At 53.4% G+C, this 21054-nt stretch carries 21 protein-coding genes; 12 read left to right on the forward strand and 9 right to left on the reverse strand.

Going from position 1 to position 21054, the window contains the following annotated elements:
- Positions 1-39: 39 nt before the first annotated feature.
- Together ACG1VR_RS09440 and yebS are read right to left on the reverse strand one after the other, a co-directional pair.
- The gene (locus ACG1VR_RS09440) at positions 40-2673 is read right to left on the reverse strand and encodes a PqiB family protein (RefSeq protein ID WP_016536917.1); all 2634 of its coding nucleotides are present in this window, start codon (positions 2671-2673) and stop codon (positions 40-42) included.
- On the reverse strand, positions 2642-3886 hold the full coding sequence (gene yebS / locus ACG1VR_RS09445) for a membrane integrity lipid transport subunit YebS (protein ID WP_371810706.1): 1245 nt from the start codon (positions 3884-3886) through the stop codon (positions 2642-2644). Before yebS ends, ACG1VR_RS09440 begins: the two co-directional genes overlap by 32 nt.
- Positions 3887-4032: 146 nt before the next feature.
- Between yebS and ACG1VR_RS09450 the strand changes: the two genes are divergently transcribed.
- From ACG1VR_RS09450 to htpX, 4 genes are all read left to right on the forward strand, one after another.
- Positions 4033-4521, forward strand: coding sequence for a GAF domain-containing protein (locus ACG1VR_RS09450; protein WP_016536915.1), 489 nt, complete (start codon positions 4033-4035; stop codon positions 4519-4521).
- Positions 4522-4625: 104 nt separating this feature from the next.
- On the forward strand, positions 4626-5309 hold the full coding sequence (gene proQ / locus ACG1VR_RS09455) for an RNA chaperone ProQ (protein WP_016536914.1): 684 nt from the start codon (positions 4626-4628) through the stop codon (positions 5307-5309).
- A 20-nt stretch (positions 5310-5329) separates the two neighbouring features.
- Entirely contained in the window at positions 5330-7378 is a 2049-nt protein-coding gene (gene prc, locus ACG1VR_RS09460; RefSeq protein ID WP_216374449.1) for a carboxy terminal-processing peptidase, read from the forward strand.
- A gap of 192 nt (positions 7379-7570) precedes the next feature.
- Complete coding sequence (gene htpX / locus ACG1VR_RS09465) at positions 7571-8452, forward strand: protease HtpX (RefSeq protein WP_172569713.1); 882 nt, start codon at positions 7571-7573, stop codon at positions 8450-8452.
- 45 nt (positions 8453-8497) lie between these two features.
- Here the strand turns inward: htpX and ACG1VR_RS09470 are convergent, their stop codons facing one another.
- Complete coding sequence (locus ACG1VR_RS09470; RefSeq protein WP_395490781.1) at positions 8498-9871, reverse strand: MFS transporter; 1374 nt, start codon at positions 9869-9871, stop codon at positions 8498-8500.
- 177 nt (positions 9872-10048) lie between these two features.
- Here ACG1VR_RS09470 and kdgR point away from each other — a divergent pair, with 177 nt between their 5' ends.
- Positions 10049-10840, forward strand: a complete 792-nt coding sequence (gene kdgR / locus ACG1VR_RS09475; protein WP_395490782.1) for a DNA-binding transcriptional regulator KdgR — start codon at positions 10049-10051, stop codon at positions 10838-10840.
- 32 nt (positions 10841-10872) lie between these two features.
- On the opposite strand, the gene ACG1VR_RS09480 is transcribed toward kdgR, so the two are convergent.
- Positions 10873-11112 carry a YobH family protein gene (locus tag ACG1VR_RS09480; RefSeq protein WP_016536909.1) on the reverse strand — a complete coding sequence of 80 codons (240 nt, stop codon included), beginning with the start codon at positions 11110-11112 and terminating at the stop codon, positions 10873-10875.
- Between the two features lie 159 nt (positions 11113-11271).
- On the opposite strand from ACG1VR_RS09480, the gene mgrB reads away from it, so the two are divergent.
- The 7 genes from mgrB to rlmA all read left to right on the forward strand — a co-directional run bounded on the left by mgrB (position 11272) and on the right by rlmA (position 16516).
- Positions 11272-11415 (forward strand): PhoP/PhoQ regulator MgrB, encoded by a 144-nt coding sequence (gene mgrB / locus ACG1VR_RS09485; protein ID WP_016536908.1) that lies wholly within the window; start codon positions 11272-11274, stop codon positions 11413-11415.
- Between the two features lie 55 nt (positions 11416-11470).
- A complete protein-coding gene (locus ACG1VR_RS09490) occupies positions 11471-11755 on the forward strand; it encodes a YebO family protein (RefSeq protein WP_016536907.1) in 285 nt (94 codons plus the stop codon).
- A gap of 16 nt (positions 11756-11771) precedes the next feature.
- Complete coding sequence (locus tag ACG1VR_RS09495) at positions 11772-12767, forward strand: MBL fold metallo-hydrolase (RefSeq protein WP_395490783.1); 996 nt, start codon at positions 11772-11774, stop codon at positions 12765-12767.
- Between the two features lie 546 nt (positions 12768-13313).
- On the forward strand, positions 13314-13457 hold the full coding sequence (locus ACG1VR_RS09500; protein WP_016536904.1) for a DUF2627 domain-containing protein: 144 nt from the start codon (positions 13314-13316) through the stop codon (positions 13455-13457).
- A gap of 13 nt (positions 13458-13470) precedes the next feature.
- Complete coding sequence (gene cspE, locus ACG1VR_RS09505; protein WP_001062678.1) at positions 13471-13680, forward strand: transcription antiterminator/RNA stability regulator CspE; 210 nt, start codon at positions 13471-13473, stop codon at positions 13678-13680.
- Positions 13681-13911: 231 nt separating this feature from the next.
- The gene (ftsI, locus tag ACG1VR_RS09510) at positions 13912-15657 is read left to right on the forward strand and encodes a peptidoglycan glycosyltransferase FtsI (protein WP_039898333.1); all 1746 of its coding nucleotides are present in this window, start codon (positions 13912-13914) and stop codon (positions 15655-15657) included.
- A gap of 55 nt (positions 15658-15712) precedes the next feature.
- Positions 15713-16516, forward strand: coding sequence for a 23S rRNA (guanine(745)-N(1))-methyltransferase (gene rlmA, locus ACG1VR_RS09515; protein ID WP_395490784.1), 804 nt, complete (start codon positions 15713-15715; stop codon positions 16514-16516).
- Here the strand turns inward: rlmA and mntP are convergent, their stop codons facing one another.
- The 5 genes from mntP to manX all read right to left on the reverse strand — a co-directional run bounded on the left by mntP (position 16517) and on the right by manX (position 20689).
- Positions 16517-17089 carry a manganese efflux pump MntP gene (gene mntP, locus ACG1VR_RS09520; RefSeq protein ID WP_279044951.1) on the reverse strand — a complete coding sequence of 191 codons (573 nt, stop codon included), beginning with the start codon at positions 17087-17089 and terminating at the stop codon, positions 16517-16519.
- 392 nt (positions 17090-17481) lie between these two features.
- Positions 17482-17940 (reverse strand): DUF986 family protein, encoded by a 459-nt coding sequence (locus tag ACG1VR_RS09525; protein WP_016536898.1) that lies wholly within the window; start codon positions 17938-17940, stop codon positions 17482-17484.
- A 61-nt stretch (positions 17941-18001) separates the two neighbouring features.
- On the reverse strand, positions 18002-18853 hold the full coding sequence (locus tag ACG1VR_RS09530; protein WP_016536897.1) for a PTS mannose transporter subunit IID: 852 nt from the start codon (positions 18851-18853) through the stop codon (positions 18002-18004).
- A 12-nt stretch (positions 18854-18865) separates the two neighbouring features.
- The gene (locus ACG1VR_RS09535; RefSeq protein ID WP_016536896.1) at positions 18866-19663 is read right to left on the reverse strand and encodes a PTS mannose/fructose/sorbose transporter subunit IIC; all 798 of its coding nucleotides are present in this window, start codon (positions 19661-19663) and stop codon (positions 18866-18868) included.
- Between the two features lie 63 nt (positions 19664-19726).
- On the reverse strand, positions 19727-20689 hold the full coding sequence (gene manX, locus ACG1VR_RS09540; RefSeq protein ID WP_016536895.1) for a PTS mannose transporter subunit IIAB: 963 nt from the start codon (positions 20687-20689) through the stop codon (positions 19727-19729).
- Positions 20690-21054: the final 365 nt, after the last annotated feature.

Here is a 21054-nt window from a genome sequence, read left to right on the forward strand (position 1 = left end):
AGCACGGAATCGCCCCGGTTGAGCACCGGGGCCTGAGGGTTAACGCGGCAGAGCGGTTCCCCACTGACGCCACTCTTTTGGCTCGCTTTCCAGCAGCAGGAAGTGTTTGCCTGGCTCGGCTTTCGGCGCCAGCGGCGTACCCGGCGGTGTTGCAAAGGCGATACCGCCGCGAATGAACTGGTTGAAGGTGCCGGTTTTCACCACGCCGCCGGTCAGGCCAAAGTCCAGACTGTAGCCAGAGGCCAGCCAGAATACCGAGCTGTCGCGGACCAGATGCTGGAAGCGCTTACTGATGCGCAGGCCAACCATCACGCGGTCGGAGAGGTTGCCCAACGTCATTCCGGTTACCGTCCCGACTTCAATGCCGCGGAACAGAACCGGCGTGCCGATGCTCAGCGCCCCAGCTTCCGGAACTTCGACCACAATGCTCAGGCCGTCTGAATAACGGGAATCGGTAATCGAAGCTTCCTGGAGCTCGAAGTCGCGGCGCGGGCCGCCATTGCCCGGCTCTACGTTGATGTAAGGCTGGAAAATGGTATCCAGATGGTCGACGCCTGCCGCAGAGATTTGCGGTGTCACTACCGAGAAGCGCGTACCTGCCCGGGCAAAGGTGGAAACATATTCCGGGTACAGCACTGCCTTGGCTTCAACCTCACTACGCGACTGGGTAAGATTCAGGGACTCAAGCTGGCCGATATTAATCCCCAGGTAGCGAATTGGCATGCCGGCGGAGAGTTTCCCTGCGTCAAAGGTGTGAAGCGTTATCTGGCTACCTACCGCCCGCGCGGCGGTTTCTGATGCATAAAGCACGCGTTTCTCGCCTTTCACCTGCCCGACGCTTGCGCCTGAGAGGTTATCAAAGCTGATGGCTCCCTTCAGCGCACGGGAAAGCGGCGAGGCCTGAACCGTCAACCCGCTGCCGTTGAGCTGAACGCGAGCGCCGCCTTCAGCCCAGAACACGGTATTCGGCGTTAGCAGGCTGCGGTACTCGGGCTTGATGTGTACGTCGATATCGAAATTATTGGCGCGTGGGCGAATGGTAATGATTTCCCCAACCTGGAACTTACGATACAGCACCACGGAGCCGGTCTGGATATCAGGCAGGCTGCTGGCCGTGAGGGTCAGCGTGGTGGTCGGGAGATCGCTCAGGCTGTTTTCAACCGCTTTATCAATGTTGGCAAACAGCGGATAGCTGCTTTTCATTTCACCTTTGCTGCCGGGCAGTACGCGAATACCGCCGTTGACCCACTCGCTGGCGCTGGCGCCCAGGAATTCAACGCCGTCCATACCGAGTTTGACGTCGATGCGGCTGTTAACCACGAACTTGCTGTCGCCCTGTAACAGATGGCGATACTGCGGGTCGATGGCAACGGAGAAAGTGACCCCCTTCGCCGTCAGGCTGCGTTCAAGCACCTGACCAATCTGAATGCCGTGCAGAATAACCGGCTGCCCGGCGTCGATGCCGTAGCTCTCCGGCGCTGTGAGCGAGAGGGTTAACACATTCGGCTGCTGGAGCGGCGTTTTATCGCTCGGCAATACCGTGAAGTGGTCCTGCGGTTCACCTTCCCCCGGCACCAGCTCAAAGGTGCTGCCGGTAAGCAGGCTGCTGATGTTTGGATTATCGAGGGAGATTTTCGGGCTGCGTAGCTCGATACGCGTTCCGCTGCGCATCAAGCTAACCACGCCCGGATCAACGGTCATCTCGCCGGTTACCGTGCCTTCAGGATTGAGGTTCAGTTTGGTCAGCGAGCCGACTTCCAGGCCCTGGTACATCAGCCGGGTCGAACCCGCTTTGAGGCCGCTGCCGCCCGGCAGGCCGAGTTTGATTATCACCCCGCGCTGGCTGTGGGCCAGGTCTTCATACAGGCCGAACTCGTCATCGGCTTTAGCCGGGGCGGATTGCTCCGGCGAGTCGAAGGCGATAGCCCCGTTGACCAGCGCCGCCAGGCTTTCAAGCTGCACTTTAGCTCCGCCCAGGCCCACGTCTGCCTTCACGCCAGAAACGTTCCAGAAGCGGCTGCCTTTTTTCACCAGATTGGTGAAGCGGCGGTCGATAAGCACGTCGATGGTGACGCCCTGTTTGTTCTTATTGAGGGCGTAGTCATACACCCGGCCAACCGGAATTTTGCGGAAATAAACCAGCGAGCCGCTATTGAGCGAACCGAGATCCGGGGCGTGGAGATGAATCATCAGCTCGCCGTTATCCAGCCGATATTTAGGCTGGGTATCGAGCGCGGTAAAGTGATCCTGCGGTTCTCCCTTACCCGGCATCATGCCGATGTAGTTCCCGCCGACAAGCGCATCGAGGCCGGAAACGCCGGCGAGCGAAGCTTTTGGCGTCACCAACCAGAACTGAGTATCTTCACGCAGCGCGTCTTTCATGTCGCTTTTGATGCTGACCTTAACTTCAATTTTACGCAGGTCATCGCTCAGGCTAATGCTTTGCACCGTGCCGACTTCCACGCCCTGGTAGCGCACCGGCGTTCGGCCAGCGACGATGCCGTCGGCGGAAATAAAGTCGATAGTAACGGTGTTGCCACGTTCCTGGTAAGTCGTCCAGATAAGCCAGCTGGCTATCAGTAACGCAATAATAGGTAACAGCCAGAAGGGTGAGATCCGGCGTTTTGTTTTAATTCGCGCCTCAGTCGGTGAAGCGTGCGTTTCCTGACTCATGTGCGTCCCAAAGTAGTCGGCTATCCAGCCATTCAACGGCAAGAATAGTTAATATAACCGCCGCGCCGAAAAACACCGCGGCGGGGCCCATCGTAAAAGCTAATAGCTGGTCACGATTAACCAGCGACATCATTAAGGCGATAACAAACAGATCGAGCATTGACCAACGGCCAATCCAGGTGACAAAGCGTAGCAGCAGCATGCGGGTTCTTAACCCCTGCTGGCATTTAAAGTGAATACTGATAAGAAGCGTAATCAATACGATAACTTTAGTAAACGGCACAAGGATACTGGCGATAAATACCACCGCAGCCACGCCGATATTACTGTGAGCTAATGACAGTATGCCCGACATAATCGTGTCTTCCTGGCGCGCCCCGTTGACGTAGATAATCGAAATAGGCAGCAGGTTGGCAGGAAGCAAGAAGACCAGAGAGGCTATCAGCGCCGCCCAGGATTTTTGTAAGCTCTGCTTGCGGCGGTGACGCATTGGAATATGGCAGCGCGGACAGCGGCCGCGGGCGTCCGGGATGCCGGTAAAATGGCAGCCGAGGCAGACGCGCAGCTGGGCGTTGAAGGCGCGGGGAGCGCGCTGGGGATAGAAGCGTTCCCAGAGCTGCTCAATATTCAGGTGGATCATGGTCAACAGGCTGAGAATAACCAGCGCGATAAAAGCGACAAGCCCCGGCCCCGGCTGGATAAACGCATATTCTTTGACTTTAATGCACGCGACGCCGATGCCCACCAGATAGATATCGAGCATCACCCACTCTTTGAGCTTATCCAGCATCAGCAGCACCGGACGCAGATTCATGCCGAGGATATTGCCAAAGCAGAGATAAGCAATCGCCGCCACCAGCGTTGCCGGAGCGCCTATTACGCAGAACAAAACGACGGCAGCGGTCAGCACATCGCCCTGGTTGGCCATTTGCCAGATCCCCTGGAACACGTTGGCATCAATGCGGGTGCCAAGCAGATAAATGCGTAAAAGCGGGTCGGAAAAGGCAACGGGCATCAGTACCAGCATGGCAATCGCCATCGCCCCGAGGCGAGTTAATGACCAGTCGCGGCCGTGGTGGACGCGAGCGTTGCAGCAGGGGCAATAGGCACTTTGTGTTGATTTGACCGGCGGCAGTGAGAAAAGGGTATCGCATTGAGGACAACGCTGATAACGTGCCTGCGGCAGAACCTGACTGATGGCGTATATTTTCATGTTGCGTCGTAAGCCGGGAGCGTTGTTATCTGAATTATTCATTTAGCCTATAGTAATTCATAAAATGATACACCTTGTGGCACAGCGCATTTAATGCTTATTTTAGTATGCTATGAAGTTGAGTAAGACAACATAACGGTTATTAAATGAACAAAGAGCAATTTTACGCGGATTTGAACCGCGATTTTAGTGCGTTAATGGCAGGAGAAACCAGTTTTCTCGCAACCCTCTCCAATACCAGTGCCTTGCTGTTTGAGCGCCTGGAAGGGGTGAACTGGGCAGGATTCTATCTTCTTGAAGCAGACACGCTGGTACTTGGCCCGTTCCAGGGCAAAATCGCCTGCGTGCGCATCCCGGTAGGTAAAGGCGTATGCGGCACCGCGGTAGCGACAGCCACCATCCAGCGTGTTGAAGACGTACATGCCTTTGACGGCCACATCGCTTGTGACGCTGCCAGTAATTCCGAAATCGTGCTGCCGCTGGCGGTAGACGGCCAGGTTATCGGCGTGCTTGATATCGACAGCACCGAGTTTGGGCGTTTTTCAGAAGAAGACGAAATCGGCTTAAAAACCCTGGTTTCTCTGCTTTCAGATGTGCTTAGCGGCACCGATTTTAAAAAATTCTTCTCCCGATAGCATGATAAGCAACGGATAACGTGGCATTTAGCGATGGCGTCATTATAATGTCGCCTGTTCATGCCTGCGGCTTATTGGCAATTCCGTTGTAATCAGGAAATTTCATGGAAAATCAACCTAAGTTGAATAGCAGTAAAGAAGTTATCGCATTTTTGGCAGAGCGTTTTCCGCACTGTTTTAGTGCTGAAGGTGAAGCACGTCCTCTGAAGATTGGTATCTTCCAGGACTTAGTTTCTCGTGTTGAAGGCGAAATGAGCCTCAGCAAAACTCAGCTTCGCTCGGCATTACGTCTTTATACCTCAAGCTGGCGTTACCTGTACGGCATCAAGGCTGGCGCGACTCGCGTAGATCTTGATGGCAACCCGTGCGGTGAGCTGGACGAGCAGCACGTAGAGCACGCTCGCCAGCAGCTTGAAGAAGCAAAAGCTCGCGTGCAGGCACAGCGCGCCGAACAGCAGGCGAAGAAGCGTGAAGCTGCCGCCGCCGCTGGCGTAACGGAAGAAGCGCCACGCCGCGAACGCAAACCGCGCCCGGCCGCTGCACCGCGTCGTAAAGAAGGTGCAGAGCGCAAACCTCGCGCAGAAAAACCGGCTCCTAAGGCAGTGCGCGAAGAGCGCCGTACGCCGGTGACCGATATTTCAGCTCTGCAGGTTGGACAGGCCATTAAAGTCAAAGCAGGCAACAACGCAATGGATGCAACCGTCCTGGAAATTACCAAAGATGGCGTCCGTGTACAGCTGACTTCTGGTATGGCAATGATCGTACGCGCAGAACACTTGCAGTTCTGAAACGGAGGCCTGACTCAGGCATGAACAAACTCTTTAAGCTTACGGCTATCGCCAGCCTGCTGTTCGTGGCAGGCAGTGCCCTGGCCCTGGACAACATCACTCGTGCTGACCAAATTCCGCAGTTAAAGGAAGAGCCTCAGCACGCGACGGTGAGCGAGCGTGTCACCTCTCGCTTCACCCGCTCGCATTATCGTCAGTTCGATCTGGACGCTAACTTCTCGGCAAAAATCTTTGACCGCTACCTGAACCTGCTCGACTACAGCCACAATGTGCTGCTGGCAAGTGACGTAGCGCAGTTTGCCGCCAGAAAGGGGCAGATTGGCGATGAGTTACGTTCCGGCAAGCTCGATGTGTTTTACGATTTATACAATCTGGGTCAGAAGCGCCGTTTTGAACGTTATCAGTACGCGCTGAAGGTGCTGGCTAAGCCGATGGACTTCACCGGCAACGACACTATAAACCTGGACCGCAGTAAGCTGCCGTGGCCAACCAGCGTTGATGAGCTGGATAAGCTCTGGGACGCAAAGGTTAAATACGACGAGTTAAGCCTGAAGCTGACGGGTAAAACCGAGCAGGAAATTCGCGAAACGCTGACCAAGCGTTATCAGTTTGCGATTCGCCGCCTGGCGCAAAGCAACAGCGAAGACGTGTTCTCGCTGGCAATGACCGCCTTTGCGCACGAAATCGACCCGCATACCAACTATCTTTCTCCGCGCAGCACCGAGCAGTTCAACACTGAAATGAGCCTTTCTCTGGAAGGGATCGGTGCCGTTCTGCAAATGGATGATGACTATACGCTGATCAACTCTATGGTTGCCGGTGGTCCGGCGGCGAAGAGCAAATCGATTACCGTGGGTGACCGCATTGTTGGCGTTGGCCAGACCGGTAAGCCGATGGTTGACGTTATTGGCTGGCGTCTGGATGACGTGGTTGCGCTTATTAAAGGCCCGAAAGGCAGCAAGGTTCGCCTTGAGATCCTGCCCGCAGGCAAAGGCACTAAGACGCGTATCGTCACGCTGACCCGCGAGCGCATTCGTCTTGAAGATCGCGCCGTGAAAATGTCTGTAAAAACCGTCGGCAAGGACAAAGTTGGGGTGCTGGATATTCCAGGCTTCTACGTTGGCCTGACGGATGACGTCAAAGTTCAGCTGCAGAAGCTGGAAAAACAGAACGTTAAGAGCGTGATAATCGATCTCCGCTCCAACGGCGGCGGGGCGCTGACTGAAGCGGTTTCGCTCTCCGGCTTGTTTATTCCTAGTGGCCCGGTGGTTCAGGTTCGCGACAACAACGGTAAAGTCCGTGAAGATAGCGATACCGACGGCGTGGTTTACTACAAAGGGCCGCTGGTGGTTCTGGTTGACCGCTTCAGTGCCTCGGCTTCGGAAATCTTTGCCGCCGCGATGCAGGATTATGGCCGCGCGCTGATTGTCGGCGAGCCGACCTTTGGCAAGGGCACCGTCCAGCAGTACCGTTCCCTGAACCGCATCTACGATCAGATGCTGCGCCCGGAATGGCCTGCGCTTGGCTCGGTTCAGTACACCATTCAGAAGTTCTACCGCATCAACGGCGGCAGTACCCAACGTAAAGGTGTCACTCCGGACATCATGATGCCTACCGGCACCGAGCAGACGGAAACCGGCGAGAAGTTTGAAGATAACGCTTTGCCGTGGGATAGCATCAATGCCGCAACCTACGTCAAGACCGGTGACTTAACGCCATTTGAGCCGGAGCTTCTGAAGCAGCATGAGGATCGCATCGCTAAAGATCCTGAGTTCCAGTACATCGTGAAGGACATTGCCCGTTTCAATGCCCTAAAAGAGAAGCGCAACATCGTTTCCCTTAATTACGCCCAGCGTGAAAAAGAGAACCTGGAAGACGATGCTACGCGGCTGGCTCGTATCAATGACCGCTATAAACGCGAAGGCAAGGCACCGCTCAAGAAACTGGACGATCTGCCAAAGGATTACCAGGAGCCCGATCCGTATCTTGATGAAACGGTTCATATCGCCATCGATCTTGCCGGTATGGAGCAGGACAGGCCGGCAGAGCAGCCGGCACCCGCAAAATAACTCCCCGATGGGCACCCGAAACGGTGCCCATTTTTTTACCTGTCTCCAGCGATGTAAGACAAATGCATACAAAATGTAAAGTTATGTATTATTAATCACTTGGCGGCTCGAGATGCTTGAAAATAGGCGGCGCGCCCCTACGATGTTGTGGAGCGCAAAGAGCGTGTTTTTAACCGAGGTAAAAAGAAAATTATGATGCGTATCGGGCTTTTCCTGCTGACCAACCTTGCGGTGATGGTCGTTTTCGGGCTGGTGCTAAGCCTGACGGGGATCCAGTCGAGCAGCGTTCAGGGTCTGATGATCATGGCGGTGCTGTTTGGCTTTGGCGGCTCATTTATTTCCCTGCTGATGTCAAAATGGATGGCATTGCGTTCCGTAGGGGGGGAGGTGATTGAGCAGCCTCGTAACGAAACTGAGCGCTGGTTAGTTGAAACCGTGCGCCGGCAGTCGCAGCAGGCGGGCATCGCGATGCCGCAGGTTGCGGTTTATCACGCGCCGGATATCAATGCGTTTGCTACCGGGGCGCGCCGTAACGCCTCCCTGGTGGCGGTCAGCACGGGTCTGTTGCAGAACATGAGTCGTGACGAAGCCGAAGCGGTTATCGCCCACGAAATTAGCCACATCGCCAACGGCGACATGGTGACCATGACCCTGATTCAGGGCGTAGTGAACACCTTCGTTATCTTCATCTCTCGTATCATCGCTCAGGTGGCTTCCGGCTTCCTGTCCGGGAACAGAGACGATAACGAAAGCAGCAACGGTAACCCGATGGTCTATTTCGCTATCGCTACGGTGCTGGAGCTGGTGTTTGGTATTCTGGCCAGCATCATTACCATGTGGTTCTCACGTCACCGTGAATTCCATGCGGATGCAGGCTCCGCGAAGCTGGTAGGTCGTGAGAAGATGATTGCCGCGCTGCAGCGTCTGAAAACCAGCTATGAGCCGCAGGAAGCCAGCAGCATGATGGCGTTTTGCATCAACGGTAAGGCGAAGTCGATGAGCGAGCTGTTTATGACTCACCCGCCGCTAGACAAACGTATCGAAGCGCTGCGCAGCGGCGAATACCTGAAATAAACGAAGTCTTGAAGTAAAAAGCGTGCCCTGAGCGGCACGCTTTTTTTATGCCTGCGCGCGGGGCTGGGACATTCGTAATCCGCTGACGATGGCGGCAACGGTGGCAAAAATACCCGCCAGCACCAGCGAAGCGTGAGTGCCGCCGGTGGTAAACAGGTTGAACATAAGCGCCACCAGCGCAGCGCCGCAGCTTTGGCCAAGCAGACGCGCCGTGCCCAGCATTCCGCTGGCTCCGCCGCTGCGGTGAGGAGGAGCCGAAGAGATAATAGTGTGGTTGTTAGGCGACTGGAACAGGCCAAAACCCGCCCCGCAAAGCACCATGCGCCAGATGATATCGATATCGGACGGATTATGCGGCAGCAGCGCCAGGGCGAATAATCCGCAGGCCATAACGGCCAGCCCCACGGCCCCCATCAGCCCGGCATGGAGGCGCTCGATCAGGTAGCCCGCGAGCGGAGCCATCACCATTGTTGCCAGCGGCCACGGAGTCAGCAGCAGCCCCGTCTCCACTTCACTGCGCCCGAGGGTGGTTTGCAGGAAAAAGGGCAGAGCAACCAGGGCCAGCATTTGCGCGGCGAACGAGCATATGGATGTGCCTATCGACAGCGAAAAAATTGGGATGCGCAGCAGATCAACCGGCAGCAGCGGGAAAGGAAGTTTGAGCTGGCGGCGAATAAAGAAATAACCCACGACCGCAAGCGCGACCAGTTCGCCAATGATCAACGGGGCGGGCTGACCCTGAGAAAATCCGCTGATAGCCGAAATCAGCAGACCAAAGGTCAGGGCGTTCATTATCGCACTCGGCATATCGAAACGCTGGCCCTGAGATTTTTGCTGATTAGGCGGCAAATAGCGCAGCGCCAGAACCAGAGCCACAATACCAATCGGTACGTTAATCAAGAACAGCCACTGCCAGGAGGCAACGGAGAGGATGGCGGCGGCCACGGTCGGCCCGGCTGCGGAGGATACGGCAACAATAAACGAATTCAGGCCCATGCCACGGCCAAGCTGGCGCTGGGGATAGATCAGGCGGATAAGCGCGGTATTGACGCTCATTAATGCCGCACCGCCAAAGCCCTGCAATACGCGCGCAAAGGTTAACATCGGCAGAGAGTCAGAAACCGCGCAAAATAACGACGTCAGGCAGAACAGCATCAGCCCGCATTGATAAATACGCCGGTAACCAAAGATATCGCCAAGGAAAGAGAGCGAAAGCAGGGAGACAATAATCGCAATTTGATAGGCGTTTACCACCCAGATTGATTCAGCCGGGCTGGCATTAAGATCGTGTGCAATCGTGGGCAGGGCAACGTTGGCGATAGCGCCATCCAGAACGGCCATCATGATACCCAGCGCTATGGTGAGTATTGCGCCATAGCGCTGAGGCGCAGGGATGCCGTCGGACAAGAGTTTATCCATACTATAAATTGTGCTGTCTAAATTCGTCAGGAGAGTAGCTAATTTATCATTAATCCCTTCGCGTTATGCCGCAGATTTGTAACGAATCAGCAGGCTTTGATTGCGGTGCTCGCGGGGCGACGCATATACTAAAAAGCAGTTCCGATTTTTATAAAATAAACAAGATCGAGGTGATGAATGGCGCTTGTAGACCCCGATAAGCAACCAGATTCAGTTTCTTCCGTGTTGAAAGTGTTCGGCATTTTGCAGGCCCTCGGCGAAGAGAAAGAAATGGGGATCACCGAGCTGGCTCAGCGCGTGATGATGTCCAAAAGCACCGTCTATCGCTTCCTGCAAACCATGAAATCCCTTGGCTATGTTGCCCAGGAAGATGAGTCGGAAAAATACTCTATTACCCTCAAGCTGTTCGAACTGGGCAGCAGCGCATTGCAGAATGTCGATCTTATTCGCAGCGCCGACGTGCAAATGCGAGAACTCTCCCGCCAGACCAGAGAGGCCATTCACCTTGGGGCGCTGGATGACAGCAGTATCGTCTATATTCACAAAATCGATTCGCTCTATAACCTGCGTATGTACTCCAGGGTAGGGCGACGCAACCCGCTTTATAGTACCGCGATTGGCAAAGTCCTTCTGGCCTGGCGCGAGCGGCCTGAGGTGCTTGATATTCTCAGCCCGGTGGAATATTTCCGCAGCACCGATCGCACGATTTGCAGCACTGAAACGCTATTACCGGTGCTGGATATCGTTCGCAAACAGGGCTACGGCGAAGATAATGAAGAGCAGGAGGAGGGCATTCGCTGCGTGGCGGTGCCGGTATTTGACCGTTTTGGCGTAGTGACGGCGGGTATGAGCATCTCTTTCCCAACGTTGCGCTACAGTGAAGAGCGGCTGGAGGAGTACGTTAAAATTCTTCATCAGGCCGCCGGCAGCGTCTCCCGGGAGCTGGGCTACAATCACTATCCTTTCTGAGCGGCTGGCTAAGCCGCGCGGCGGCTTCATTATTAGCCGTTATCAATGGGTGTATCAGTTTTGCGTAGTATCGGGCAGTCGGTTAAACCGATGATACCGCTGTCTGTGTGAATAAACTGCGCGGTAACGGTATTACGTGCGGTCAGATATTTGCACTGCAATCCAAGCCCTGCGGCATTTTCTTTGCTGCCAATGAGAACGCCATAGCCGGATAGCAATAATCCAATCCAGATCAATGCGATAACGACAACAGTACGGATAATAAAGCGCATAGATACCTCATGTATCAATCAGGAACAGTAAACATCTTACTTTGATCTATAGGCGTCACAATCTGATGATTCTGAAATAAAAAAGCAGGAATCGTTACTTATAGTTTATGTGGATGGTGTTAAATTGGCGAAATTATACGGTCAAAAGGTGGCGTAGCAGTGAGAAAGTACAGATGGGTGATTGTTTTAGTTATTGTCGTTGCCTGCCTGCTGTTATGGACTCAAATGATAAATGTGATGTGCGACCAGGATGTGCAGTTTTTCAGCGGCATTTGTACCATTAACAAATTTATCCCCTGGTAGTGATTTTTCTCTCCCTGCCTCAGGTGTAGAATGCTTTTTTTATTGAGGTGGTAAGATGAACGAATTGAGTTTTGGTGCTTTGAGTTTCATGCCGCTGGCTATCTCGCTGGTGACGCTGATTATTGGCCTTGTACTGTGGTTTTTTGTGAATCGAGCCAGCGGTCGTGCAAACGAGCAAATCGCGCTGCTCGAAGAGCTGGTTGACTTGCAAAAACGTCAAAACGCACTGCTGCGCCGTCTGTGTGAAGCAAACGAGCCGGAGCAGGAGCAAAAGCCTGTTGCGAAAGCGCAGGAAGAAGATGTTGACGACGATTTTGTTCGTCTGGTAGCAGAGCGCTAAGCGAGCTGGAGGTGGGATGAGCTGGAAAAACCCCTGGTATAATCCGCAGTTATCCCACCATCTTCCCGATGGGTTCCGCAATCCGGAGCCCTCTGTTCGCCAGCCGGGTGCCGTAAAGCGCTGGCGCCAGGAACGTAAAGCGCAGCAGCTTCCTCACCCTCCGGCTTCAGGCTACTCCGCTTTTATACAAAACTGGTGGCAGCAGGTAAGCCTTAGCGGCAGCGATGACCGCGCCTGGTGGCTGGGACATGCCAGCCTGTTATTGAGACTCAATGGCAACTATTTACTGACCGATCCCGTCTTTTCACGTCGGGCATCTCCGCTTTCCTTCGTTGGCCCCGTCCGGCGAACCGACGTTCCGTTGGATATTAAACAGCTACCGCGGCTGGATGTGGTGCTTATCTCCCATAATCACTACGATCATCTGGACACTAAAACCATTCGCCAACTGGTGCGTCGTTTCCCGAACGTGCATTTCTTCGTGCCGCTCGGCCTGAAGTCCTGGTTCAGCAAACGCGGAATTGAGCAGGTAACGGAGCTGGACTGGTGGCAAAGTTTTAACTGGCAAGGGATGGCTTTCACCGCCGCGCCTGCAAAGCACTGGAGTATGCGGAGTTTCTGGGACAGGAACCGCTCGCTGTGGTGCGGCTGGGTAGTGGAGCAGGGGGCGCTGCGGTTTTGGTTTAGCGGCGACTCGGGTTATACCGAATCGCTGGAGGAAATTTACCGTCGGCTTGGGCCGTTTGATATGGCGGCGTTGCCGATTGGAGCCTACGAGCCGCGCTGGTTCATGGGCGACCACCATATGGACCCGCAGCAGGCGGTGAAGCTGTGGAGATCGATGGGTAAACCGACTACGATTCCAATCCACTGGGGTGTGTTTGAATTAGCCGATGAGACGCTGGATAAACCGCCGCAGGAATTGCGCGAAGCGCTGGAACAGGCCGGGGAAAGCCCGGAAGGCTTTTCGCCGCTGCGCATTGGTCAAAGTTTGCCCTTATTGAAGAAATAAGGATTAAATATTATTCCCCGTCATCACTATTCTATTTTGTTAAATTAAATCACCTTCCGTAATCGCGGGATAATTCATCGAAACGTTTTTATTGCCTTATCATGGGGCAATATGTCATTAAACTTTCATTATTTTGGTGCAGTATTATTAGCCGACTGCGCATGTTTTATTCCTTTGTTCAGAAAAAACACAGCGGTGAAATTGGCCCGCGTTTCGCTGTGACTTGCGTTAGGTCATTTTGTGCATAGATATGCATAAAAAATCATAAAGATATATTCTCAAAATATGATTTTATTGGCCTGACATCTGGACGAAAAGTAAGGTTTAGGCTAAGGTTCAAAAGTTGCCAAAATTTTCTTGTAACACAGTCTGTTGCGGCAACTTTCCGTGGTTAAATTTATATTCAAAAAGCGCGAGTTGATTACTTAAAGCAACCGTGTAATTTTCTGAATCTGTGCGGCAGATCGACACATGCTTAAAAATGGCTTGCCATTGTTTACGTTGTGTGTGATAACACGTTGGGTTAAACGAGGTACAGTTCTGTTTATGTGTGGCATTTTCAGTAAAGAAGTCCTGAGTAAACACGTTGTCGTTGAATACCGCTTCTCTGCCGAGCCTTATATTAGTGCCTCATGCAGTAACGTCTCTGTTTTATCTATGTTATGCCTGCGGGCGAAGAATACAATCTAAGGAATTTTGCAAAATGGCAAAGATTAAAGGTCAAGTTAAGTGGTTCAACGAGTCTAAAGGTTTTGGCTTCATTACTCCTGCAGACGGCAGCAAAGATGTATTCGTACACTTCTCTGCTATCCAGGGTAACGGCTTCAAAACTCTGGCTGAAGGCCAGAACGTTGAATTCGAAATCCAGGACGGCCAGAAAGGCCCTGCTGCAGTTAACGTGACTGCCATCTAATTCTGCTGGATTAGAGCTCAGGCGCGAATAACGCCGAATTGAGATAAAAGCCCCGCTTCGGTGGGGCTTTTTCATGTCTGTCATTAAGCCACTGTTTTGCAAAATATTAACAAACTGACGCATTTGTTGCCTCTTGTTGCAAACCTGCGAAGGTTTTAGCACTGTTGCCCCGGTAAAATTTCCCCAATCTGGTTAAATCTTTCAATTGCTTAGGTCGTGCAAGGAGTGGTTGTGAAGAAGGGTATTCCGGCGTTAACCGGTAATTTTATCCAGTGGCGATTTGGGCTACTGTGCGTAGCCATCACCGTGAGCCTGGTGTTTTTGCTCGGGCGTATTGCCTGGCTGCAAATCATCTCTCCGGATAATCTGGTTAAGCAGGAGGACATGCGCTCCCTGCGCGAAGAGCCGATCGACGTCCCTCGCGGGATGATTGAAGACCGCAACGGTAAACCTCTGGCGGTGAGCGTGCCGGTAGAAGCCGTGTGGGCTGACCCAAAAACGGTGATGGAGAAGGGCGGCGTGCTGGTGAACAGCCGCTGGCAGGCTCTGGCATCGGCGCTGCACGTTCCCCTCAGCGAAATTTCCGCCCGCATTCATAGCAACGAGCGTGGCCGCTTTATTTATCTGGCCCGCCAGCTCGATCCCCAACAGGCTCACTATATTGATAAGCTCAATATTCCTGGTATCGCCCTGCGTGATGAGTCGCGGCGTTTTTACCCGGCCGGGCGCGTGGGCGCTAACCTGATTGGCTTCACCAATATCGACGACCAGGGCATTGAAGGGATTGAGAAAAGCTTTAACCAACAGCTGACCGGGAAAGAAGGCGAGCGCCTGGTGCGCAAAGATCGCTATGGTCATGTTGTGGAGAATATTACCGAAACGCCAGCCAGCCCGGCCCACAACATTATGCTCAGCATTGATGAGCGCCTGCAAACCGTCACCGAAGATGCATTGAGCAACGCCGTTTCATGGAACAAAGCGGAGTCCGGCGCGGCGGTGGTCATCGATGTGCAAACCGGTGAAGTGCTGGCGATGGCAAATTATCCAACCTTCAACCCTAACAACCGCGATAACGCGAAGCTGGACGACTTCCGTAATCGTGCCATCAGCGATACCTTCGAACCCGGTTCAACGGTGAAACCTATGGTGGTGATGACCGCGCTCCAGCAGGGCATTGTCAGGCCGGACAGCGTTATCGACACGCATCCTTTCACCCTTGATGGTCACCATATCCGCGACGTGGGCTACTATCCGCAGTTGACGCTCACCGGCGTGCTGCAAAAATCGAGCGATACCGGCGTGTCTCGCCTTTCACTGGCGATGCCGATTCAGGATATCTGGGATACCTACCACAAATTCGGTTTTGGTGTGCCAACCGCTATCGGGCTGACCGGAGAGAGCCGTGGCCTGCTGCCGGTGCGCCAGCGCTGGGGCCAGCTGGACAGGGCAACTTTCGCCTTTGGCTACGGCCTGATGGTGACGCCGCTTCAACTGGCGCACGTCTACGCCACCATCGGCAGTTTCGGCATTTCGCGCCCGCTGTCGATAACGCGCGTCGATCCCCCGGTTGAAGGCAAAAGGGTGATGTCGGAAGAGATAGTTCACCAGGTCGAGCATATGATGGAAAGCGTTGCTCTTCCTGGCGGCGGCGGCGTCAAGGCCGCAGTTCACGGCTATCGTGTGGCGGTAAAAACCGGTACAGCCAAGAAAATCGGCCCTGACGGTAAGTATGTCGATCAGTACATCGCCTACACGGCGGGCGTGGCGCCTGCCAGCAACCCGCGCTATGCCCTGGTGGTTGTCATTAACGACCCGTCAAACGGCAAATATTACGGCGGCGCGGTTTCTGCCCCGGTCTTTAGCCAGATCATGGGCGACGTATTGCGCCTGGAGAACATTGAGCCAGACGGCCTGCCGGCGGGCGACAACAGTATGATGGTGCTGAACAAAATAACCAACGATCGCGCGGCAATGTAGCGGTTTGGCAAACGGGGCGTTACACTTGCGCCCTTTATTGCCTCCGGAGTTTTTTATGTCCTGGCTTTGCCCGCTCTGTCATACCGTGCTTGCCAACAGCGCGAACAGCTATCGCTGCCCTCAGGGGCATCAATTTGATATCGCCAAAGAAGGCTATGTTAATTTGCTGCCCGTTCAGCATAAACGTTCGAAAGACCCCGGCGACAGCGGCGAAATGATGCAGGCGAGACGCGCCTTTCTGGATGCGGGGCATTACCAGCCATTACGTGACGCAATTTGTGGGATTTTAGCCGGGATTAAACCTGCCGCTTTGCTGGATATCGGCTGCGGTGAAGGTTATTACACCGCGGGCTTCGCTGATGTCGTCGCGGAGCAGGGCGGCGAAACCTGGGGGCTGGACGTATCAAAAGTCGCCATTCGCTATGCCGCTAAACGCTACCGGGACGTTCATTTCTGCGTGGCTTCAAGCCATCGTCTGCCTTTTGCCGACGAGAGTATGGACGCTATCGTGCGTATCTTTGCCCCCTGCAAACCGCAGGAGCTGGCGAGAGTGGTTAAAAGCGGAGGCGTGGTTATTACGGCAACGCCCGGCCCGCGCCATTTGATGCAGCTAAAAGGGCTTATCTACCAGGATATCGTGCTGCACAGCGAGGAAGTTGAAGAAATGCCGGGCTTTACGCTACAGCAGACGCTTCAACCCGCCTGGCCGATGACCCTGAACGGTGATGAAACGGCAGCGCTGCTGCAAATGACGCCGTTTGCCTGGCGCGCCCGCCCCGAAGTATGGGAGCAGCTCAAGGCCCAGGCGGCGTTTATCTGTGAAACGGATTTTGTTATTCGGGTCTGGCTGCGCGACTGATTAGCTAAACGCTGCGAAATGGCTGTACATAATCTGGCAGCCAATACCAATCAGCACGATACCGCCGAGGATCTCGGCACGTTTGCCGAGGATAGGCCCAATAAAGCGGCCAACCATCATGCCAAGGGTAGACATAATGGCGGTTGCGCAGCCGATGGCTAAAGCCGTTTGAATGATATTCACCTGAAGGAAGGCCAGGCCCACGCCGACGGCCATTGCATCAAGGCTGGTGGCAATGGCGGTAGTCACCAGTAGCCAGAATCCGTGACGGTGAATTTTGGGTGCTTCTTCCGGCCCCACGTTGCGGCAGCCTTCCAGCACCATACGCCCGCCGAGAAATACCAGCAGAATAAAGGCCACCCAATGGTTCCACTCAAGCACCACCTGGCTGGCCAGCAGGCCAAGCCCCCAGCCGATAAGCGGGGTAATGGCTTCAATGACGCCAAAGATAAGGCCGGTGCGAAGTGCTTCGGAAAATTTGGGTTTATGGAGCGTGGCGCCTTTACCAATAGAGGCCGCGAAAGCGTCCATGGACATGCCAAAAGCAAGAAGGATTGTTGCGGAGATATTCATCGGTGCGCCTCAGTTGGGATATCCATATACACGCAAACCATCCCCAACTTTACGATGGCGCGTGCCTATGGTCTCGCCTACTCAGAACTCTGAGGCGTACATGCCACGTTTATCTCTTAAGCGGATATAACGAGTATGTTGACATGTACATTTCCATCCAGCATGGAAATCGGCTACTCCCCAACGACGGGCGCAACCTTAACATATTTTTTTAAACTAAAACAATCTTTGAATTTTAATTTATCGACAATTAGTTGATAACGATTTTCATTTAAATGCAGATGCTAAAATAAAGTTAAAAATATAGACGCACAAAGCTTATGAAATAGCCAAGGCTATGTTTTTAATGGTGAAAAATAACCCACAAATATAGACATTGCTATAATTTTAACTTATTGAGTTTTAACCATTAACTTGTAAATCTTCTCAAGATCATCAATATTCTTTACCCGCACCAGTAAGCGCCGCTGCTCTAATTGCATCACCAGCACGCCATCTTCCGATAAATTCATCTCTTTAATACGGTTATATTCCACCCAAACATTGGCGAAGAAAAAACCATGGCTTTTGAACAATATCTTCGGCTGCCTTATCCACGACAGATAAATGGCCATCAGCGCCAGAGCAGATAATAACCATGTGGTCAGCGGGGTGCCCTGAGCGGTAACGTTGTTGTAGATAAGAATGCCAACCAGGAAAACGAAGATAGCGCTGTCGACGCGATTGCGGCGCAGAAGAGGGATTTTCAGCAGGGTTTTACCTTTGAGCTTGTCCATTACAAACTCGTCATAGATAGCGAAAGCCAGCAGCAGAGCGATAAAAACGACCAGTACGACATCCGTTAACGTCATGACACCTCCCGTTAGAGATAAAAAAACCGGGAGCGATATGCCCCCGGTTAGTAAAAACCGATTACAGACCCAGCAGGCCGATAGCGTAACCGACAATACCGATGACGAAGAAGCCCATAATGATCCACAGCGCGTTGACCTTTTTGCGCAGCAGCCACATACAGGCGAAGGTCAGCAGCAGCGGCACCAGACCCGGCATCAGCTGGTCAAGGATTGTCTGCACGGTGGTCACTTTTACCGCCCCGGTCTGGTCGGTGATTTTCGACACCACCAGCGGGATGTTAACGTGGGTCCACTTGTTAACCAACGCCCCCATGACAAACAGGCCGAGGATTGACGCCCCTTCCGTCAGTTTTTGCAGGAAGCCGCCGCCCATATCTTTAACGATATCGACACCTTTGCGGTAGCCGTAGGCCACGCCGTAGTAGCGGGTCAGCAGGCGTACCGCGTTGAACAGGATAAAGAACAGCAGCGGGCCGAGCAGGCTGCCGCTCATCGCGATACCCGCGCCGAGGGCGGCGAATACCGGACGCACGGTGCCCCAGAAGATAGGGTCACCGACACCGGCCAGCGGCCCCATTAAACCGACTTTGATACCGTTGATGGCACCATCGTCGATCTCCGCGCCGTTGGCACGCTGTTCTTCCATCGCCAGCGTAACGCCCAGTACAGGGGCCGCAACGTAAGGGTGGGTGTTGAAGAACTCAAGGTGACGTTTAATCGCCTGGCGGCGCTCTTCGTTGTTTTCCGGGTACAAACGCTTGATAACCGGAACCATACAGAAGCAGAAGCCCAGCGCCTGCATACGTTCGAAGTTCCATGAACCCTGGAACAGGTTGGAACGCAGGAATACGCCACGGATATCGCTTTGCGTGATTTTCTTCTCAGTCGCTAATTTAGTGGTATCAACCATTTCGCTCACCTGTTAGTCCAGTTCGTTATCAAGATCGTTAGCGGCAGCGGCCTGTGGAGCACCCGCGCTACGGTTATATTTCGGGCTCAGCTGGATGTAGAGAATGGCCATCACTGCGCCAATCACGCCCAGCGCCACCAGGTTGAAGTTGGTGAACGCCGCGGTAACGAAACCGAGGTAGAAGAACGGCATCAGGTAGCCTGCGCGCATCATGTTGATGACCATCGCATAACCGACAACCACAATCATACCGCCGGCGATGTTCAGACCGCTGGTCACCACTTCAGGAATGGCGTTCAGCATGTTCTGGACTTCGCTGGTGCCTACGGAAATCGCCACGATAACCGCCGGAATAGCGATACGCATAGCCTGCAGGAACAGAGAGGAAACGTGGATCCAGGAAAGCGCCGTCAGGTTGCCGTTATTGGCCGCCTTATCCGCTGCGTGCTGGAAACCTACGGTGATAGTACGAACAATAATGGTCAGTACCTGGCCTGCCGCGGCAAGCGGAATAGCCAGTGCGATACCCGCCCCAATGCTTTGGTGACCGGCAATAACCAGGATGGTTGAGATAATAGACGCGAGAGCGGCATCGGGCGCTACGGCGGCACCGATGTTCATCCAGCCCAGGGCGATCATTTCCAGCGTACCGCCGATGATGATGCCGGTTTTCATGTCGCCGAGTACGGCGCCAATTAAGGTACAGGCGATAAGCGGACGGTGGAACTGAAATTCATCGAGCACCGACTCCATACCGGCGATACAGGCTACGACAAACACCAGCACAATCTGAAGAGTGGTAATCTCCATTGTACTTCTCCTATTGACGATGACTTATGTGTGAAATCTGAGCAATATAGTAAGTAATTAAAATCATTTAACTTTAGCGATCAGATCCATCATTTTCAGTTTTTGATCGGAAGAGACTTTACGCGCTTCAAGTTCGATACCGCGTTGGTTCAGTTTTTTGAAAGCTTCGATATCTTTTTCATCCACGGAAATAGCGTTATTCACCTGGGTTTTACCCTGGCGGAATGCCATGCCGCCGATATTGACAGAGGTGATTTTTACGCCGCCTTCCACGACGCGCTCAACATCGGTAGGGTTGGTAAACAGCAGCATCACGCGATCGCCTGCATATTTCGGGTTGTTGTAAACGCGGATCATCTTCGCCACGTCGACAACGTGCGCGGTTACGCCAGGAGGCGCGACCTGGGTCAGCAGCGTTTTACGAACCGTATCGGCCGCGACCTCATCGCTTACCACGATGATGCGGGTGACGTTGGTTTCTTTGGTCCAGCGGGTGGCGACCTGGCCATGAATCAGGCGGTCATCGATACGCGCGAGGCCAATATTCATGTAGTCATTTGGCCCCATGGGTTTAACCGGTGCGGCAGCTTTTGGCGCGGGAGCAGCCGGCGGAGCGGCTTTTTCCTGTACTTTAGCTTTCAGCGCCTTCACGCCTTCACGGCCCGTTTCTACCGCGTGGGCGACCAGGTCGTCGAAGGTTGGGTTGTCGTCGCGCGACATCAGCGTTTCTACCAGCATCGGGATGTTAACCCCGGCGACCACTTCGTAATGCTCTTTATCCACAACGATTCGGCTTGCCGCGTTAAACGGGCTGCCACCCCAGGTATCCACGAGGAATAACACGCCTTTGCTGGTGTCGAGTTTCTCCAGCTGAGCGTTATATTTCTCAATTAGGGTTTCAGCATTTTCACCCGGGACGAAATCTATCCAGCCAACGTTTTCCTGTTCGCCCAATAGCATTTCGGCGGTTTTCAGCAATTGTTCCGCTGCCCAGCCATGTGTGCCTATGACAATAGCAATAGTCACTTGCTACCTCCTGTTTTTGTCATTACATCACCCCTTGAAGGGTGCGGTGGTGTTTCGGAGTCGCTCTTAGCGAATCGATTCAGATAACACGTTCAAAAAAGAACAAACCATTTGCCGGAATTATTTTAGACAGTGAAAAAATAATTTATGTGATGAAGATCCGTAATTTAACTTTGTTACGGATGCGAACAATTACGCTGTAAAATATGGTCAGCGTAAGTTGCAAAAAAATTGCAAAGAGAGGTAAATCTTTGCCAAAACCCGTTTTCCTTTGATAATGTTAGCGTCCGATTAATTTTCAGGAGTAGAGGGCAGTAGCCCACCGTATGGACCGTCACCGACGTCTTTTCACTGCCGGGATCGTT

Source organism: Cedecea davisae, assembly GCF_044095835.1.
Taxonomy (GTDB): Bacteria; Pseudomonadota; Gammaproteobacteria; order Enterobacterales; family Enterobacteriaceae; genus Cedecea; species Cedecea davisae.

Bases quoted from the DNA above. Each gene is read 5' to 3' on its own strand.
- ACG1VR_RS09440 (WP_016536917.1), bottom strand. From the start codon at position 2,673: ATGAGTCAGGAAACGCACGCTTCACCGACTGAGGCGCGAATTAAAACA.
- yebS (WP_371810706.1), bottom strand. From the start codon at position 3,886: ATGAAAATATACGCCATCAGTCAGGTTCTGCCGCAGGCACGTTATCAG.
- ACG1VR_RS09450 (WP_016536915.1), top strand. From the start codon at position 4,033: ATGAACAAAGAGCAATTTTACGCGGATTTGAACCGCGATTTTAGTGCG.
- proQ (WP_016536914.1), top strand. From the start codon at position 4,626: ATGGAAAATCAACCTAAGTTGAATAGCAGTAAAGAAGTTATCGCATTT.
- prc (WP_216374449.1), top strand. From the start codon at position 5,330: ATGAACAAACTCTTTAAGCTTACGGCTATCGCCAGCCTGCTGTTCGTG.
- htpX (WP_172569713.1), top strand. From the start codon at position 7,571: ATGATGCGTATCGGGCTTTTCCTGCTGACCAACCTTGCGGTGATGGTC.
- ACG1VR_RS09470 (WP_395490781.1), bottom strand. From the start codon at position 9,871: ATGGATAAACTCTTGTCCGACGGCATCCCTGCGCCTCAGCGCTATGGC.
- kdgR (WP_395490782.1), top strand. From the start codon at position 10,049: ATGGCGCTTGTAGACCCCGATAAGCAACCAGATTCAGTTTCTTCCGTG.
- ACG1VR_RS09480 (WP_016536909.1), bottom strand. From the start codon at position 11,112: ATGCGCTTTATTATCCGTACTGTTGTCGTTATCGCATTGATCTGGATT.
- ACG1VR_RS09490 (WP_016536907.1), top strand. From the start codon at position 11,471: ATGAACGAATTGAGTTTTGGTGCTTTGAGTTTCATGCCGCTGGCTATC.
- ACG1VR_RS09495 (WP_395490783.1), top strand. From the start codon at position 11,772: ATGAGCTGGAAAAACCCCTGGTATAATCCGCAGTTATCCCACCATCTT.
- ACG1VR_RS09500 (WP_016536904.1), top strand. From the start codon at position 13,314: ATGTGTGGCATTTTCAGTAAAGAAGTCCTGAGTAAACACGTTGTCGTT.
- cspE (WP_001062678.1), top strand. From the start codon at position 13,471: ATGGCAAAGATTAAAGGTCAAGTTAAGTGGTTCAACGAGTCTAAAGGT.
- rlmA (WP_395490784.1), top strand. From the start codon at position 15,713: ATGTCCTGGCTTTGCCCGCTCTGTCATACCGTGCTTGCCAACAGCGCG.
- mntP (WP_279044951.1), bottom strand. From the start codon at position 17,089: ATGAATATCTCCGCAACAATCCTTCTTGCTTTTGGCATGTCCATGGAC.
- ACG1VR_RS09525 (WP_016536898.1), bottom strand. From the start codon at position 17,940: ATGACGTTAACGGATGTCGTACTGGTCGTTTTTATCGCTCTGCTGCTG.
- ACG1VR_RS09530 (WP_016536897.1), bottom strand. From the start codon at position 18,853: ATGGTTGATACCACTAAATTAGCGACTGAGAAGAAAATCACGCAAAGC.
- ACG1VR_RS09535 (WP_016536896.1), bottom strand. From the start codon at position 19,663: ATGGAGATTACCACTCTTCAGATTGTGCTGGTGTTTGTCGTAGCCTGT.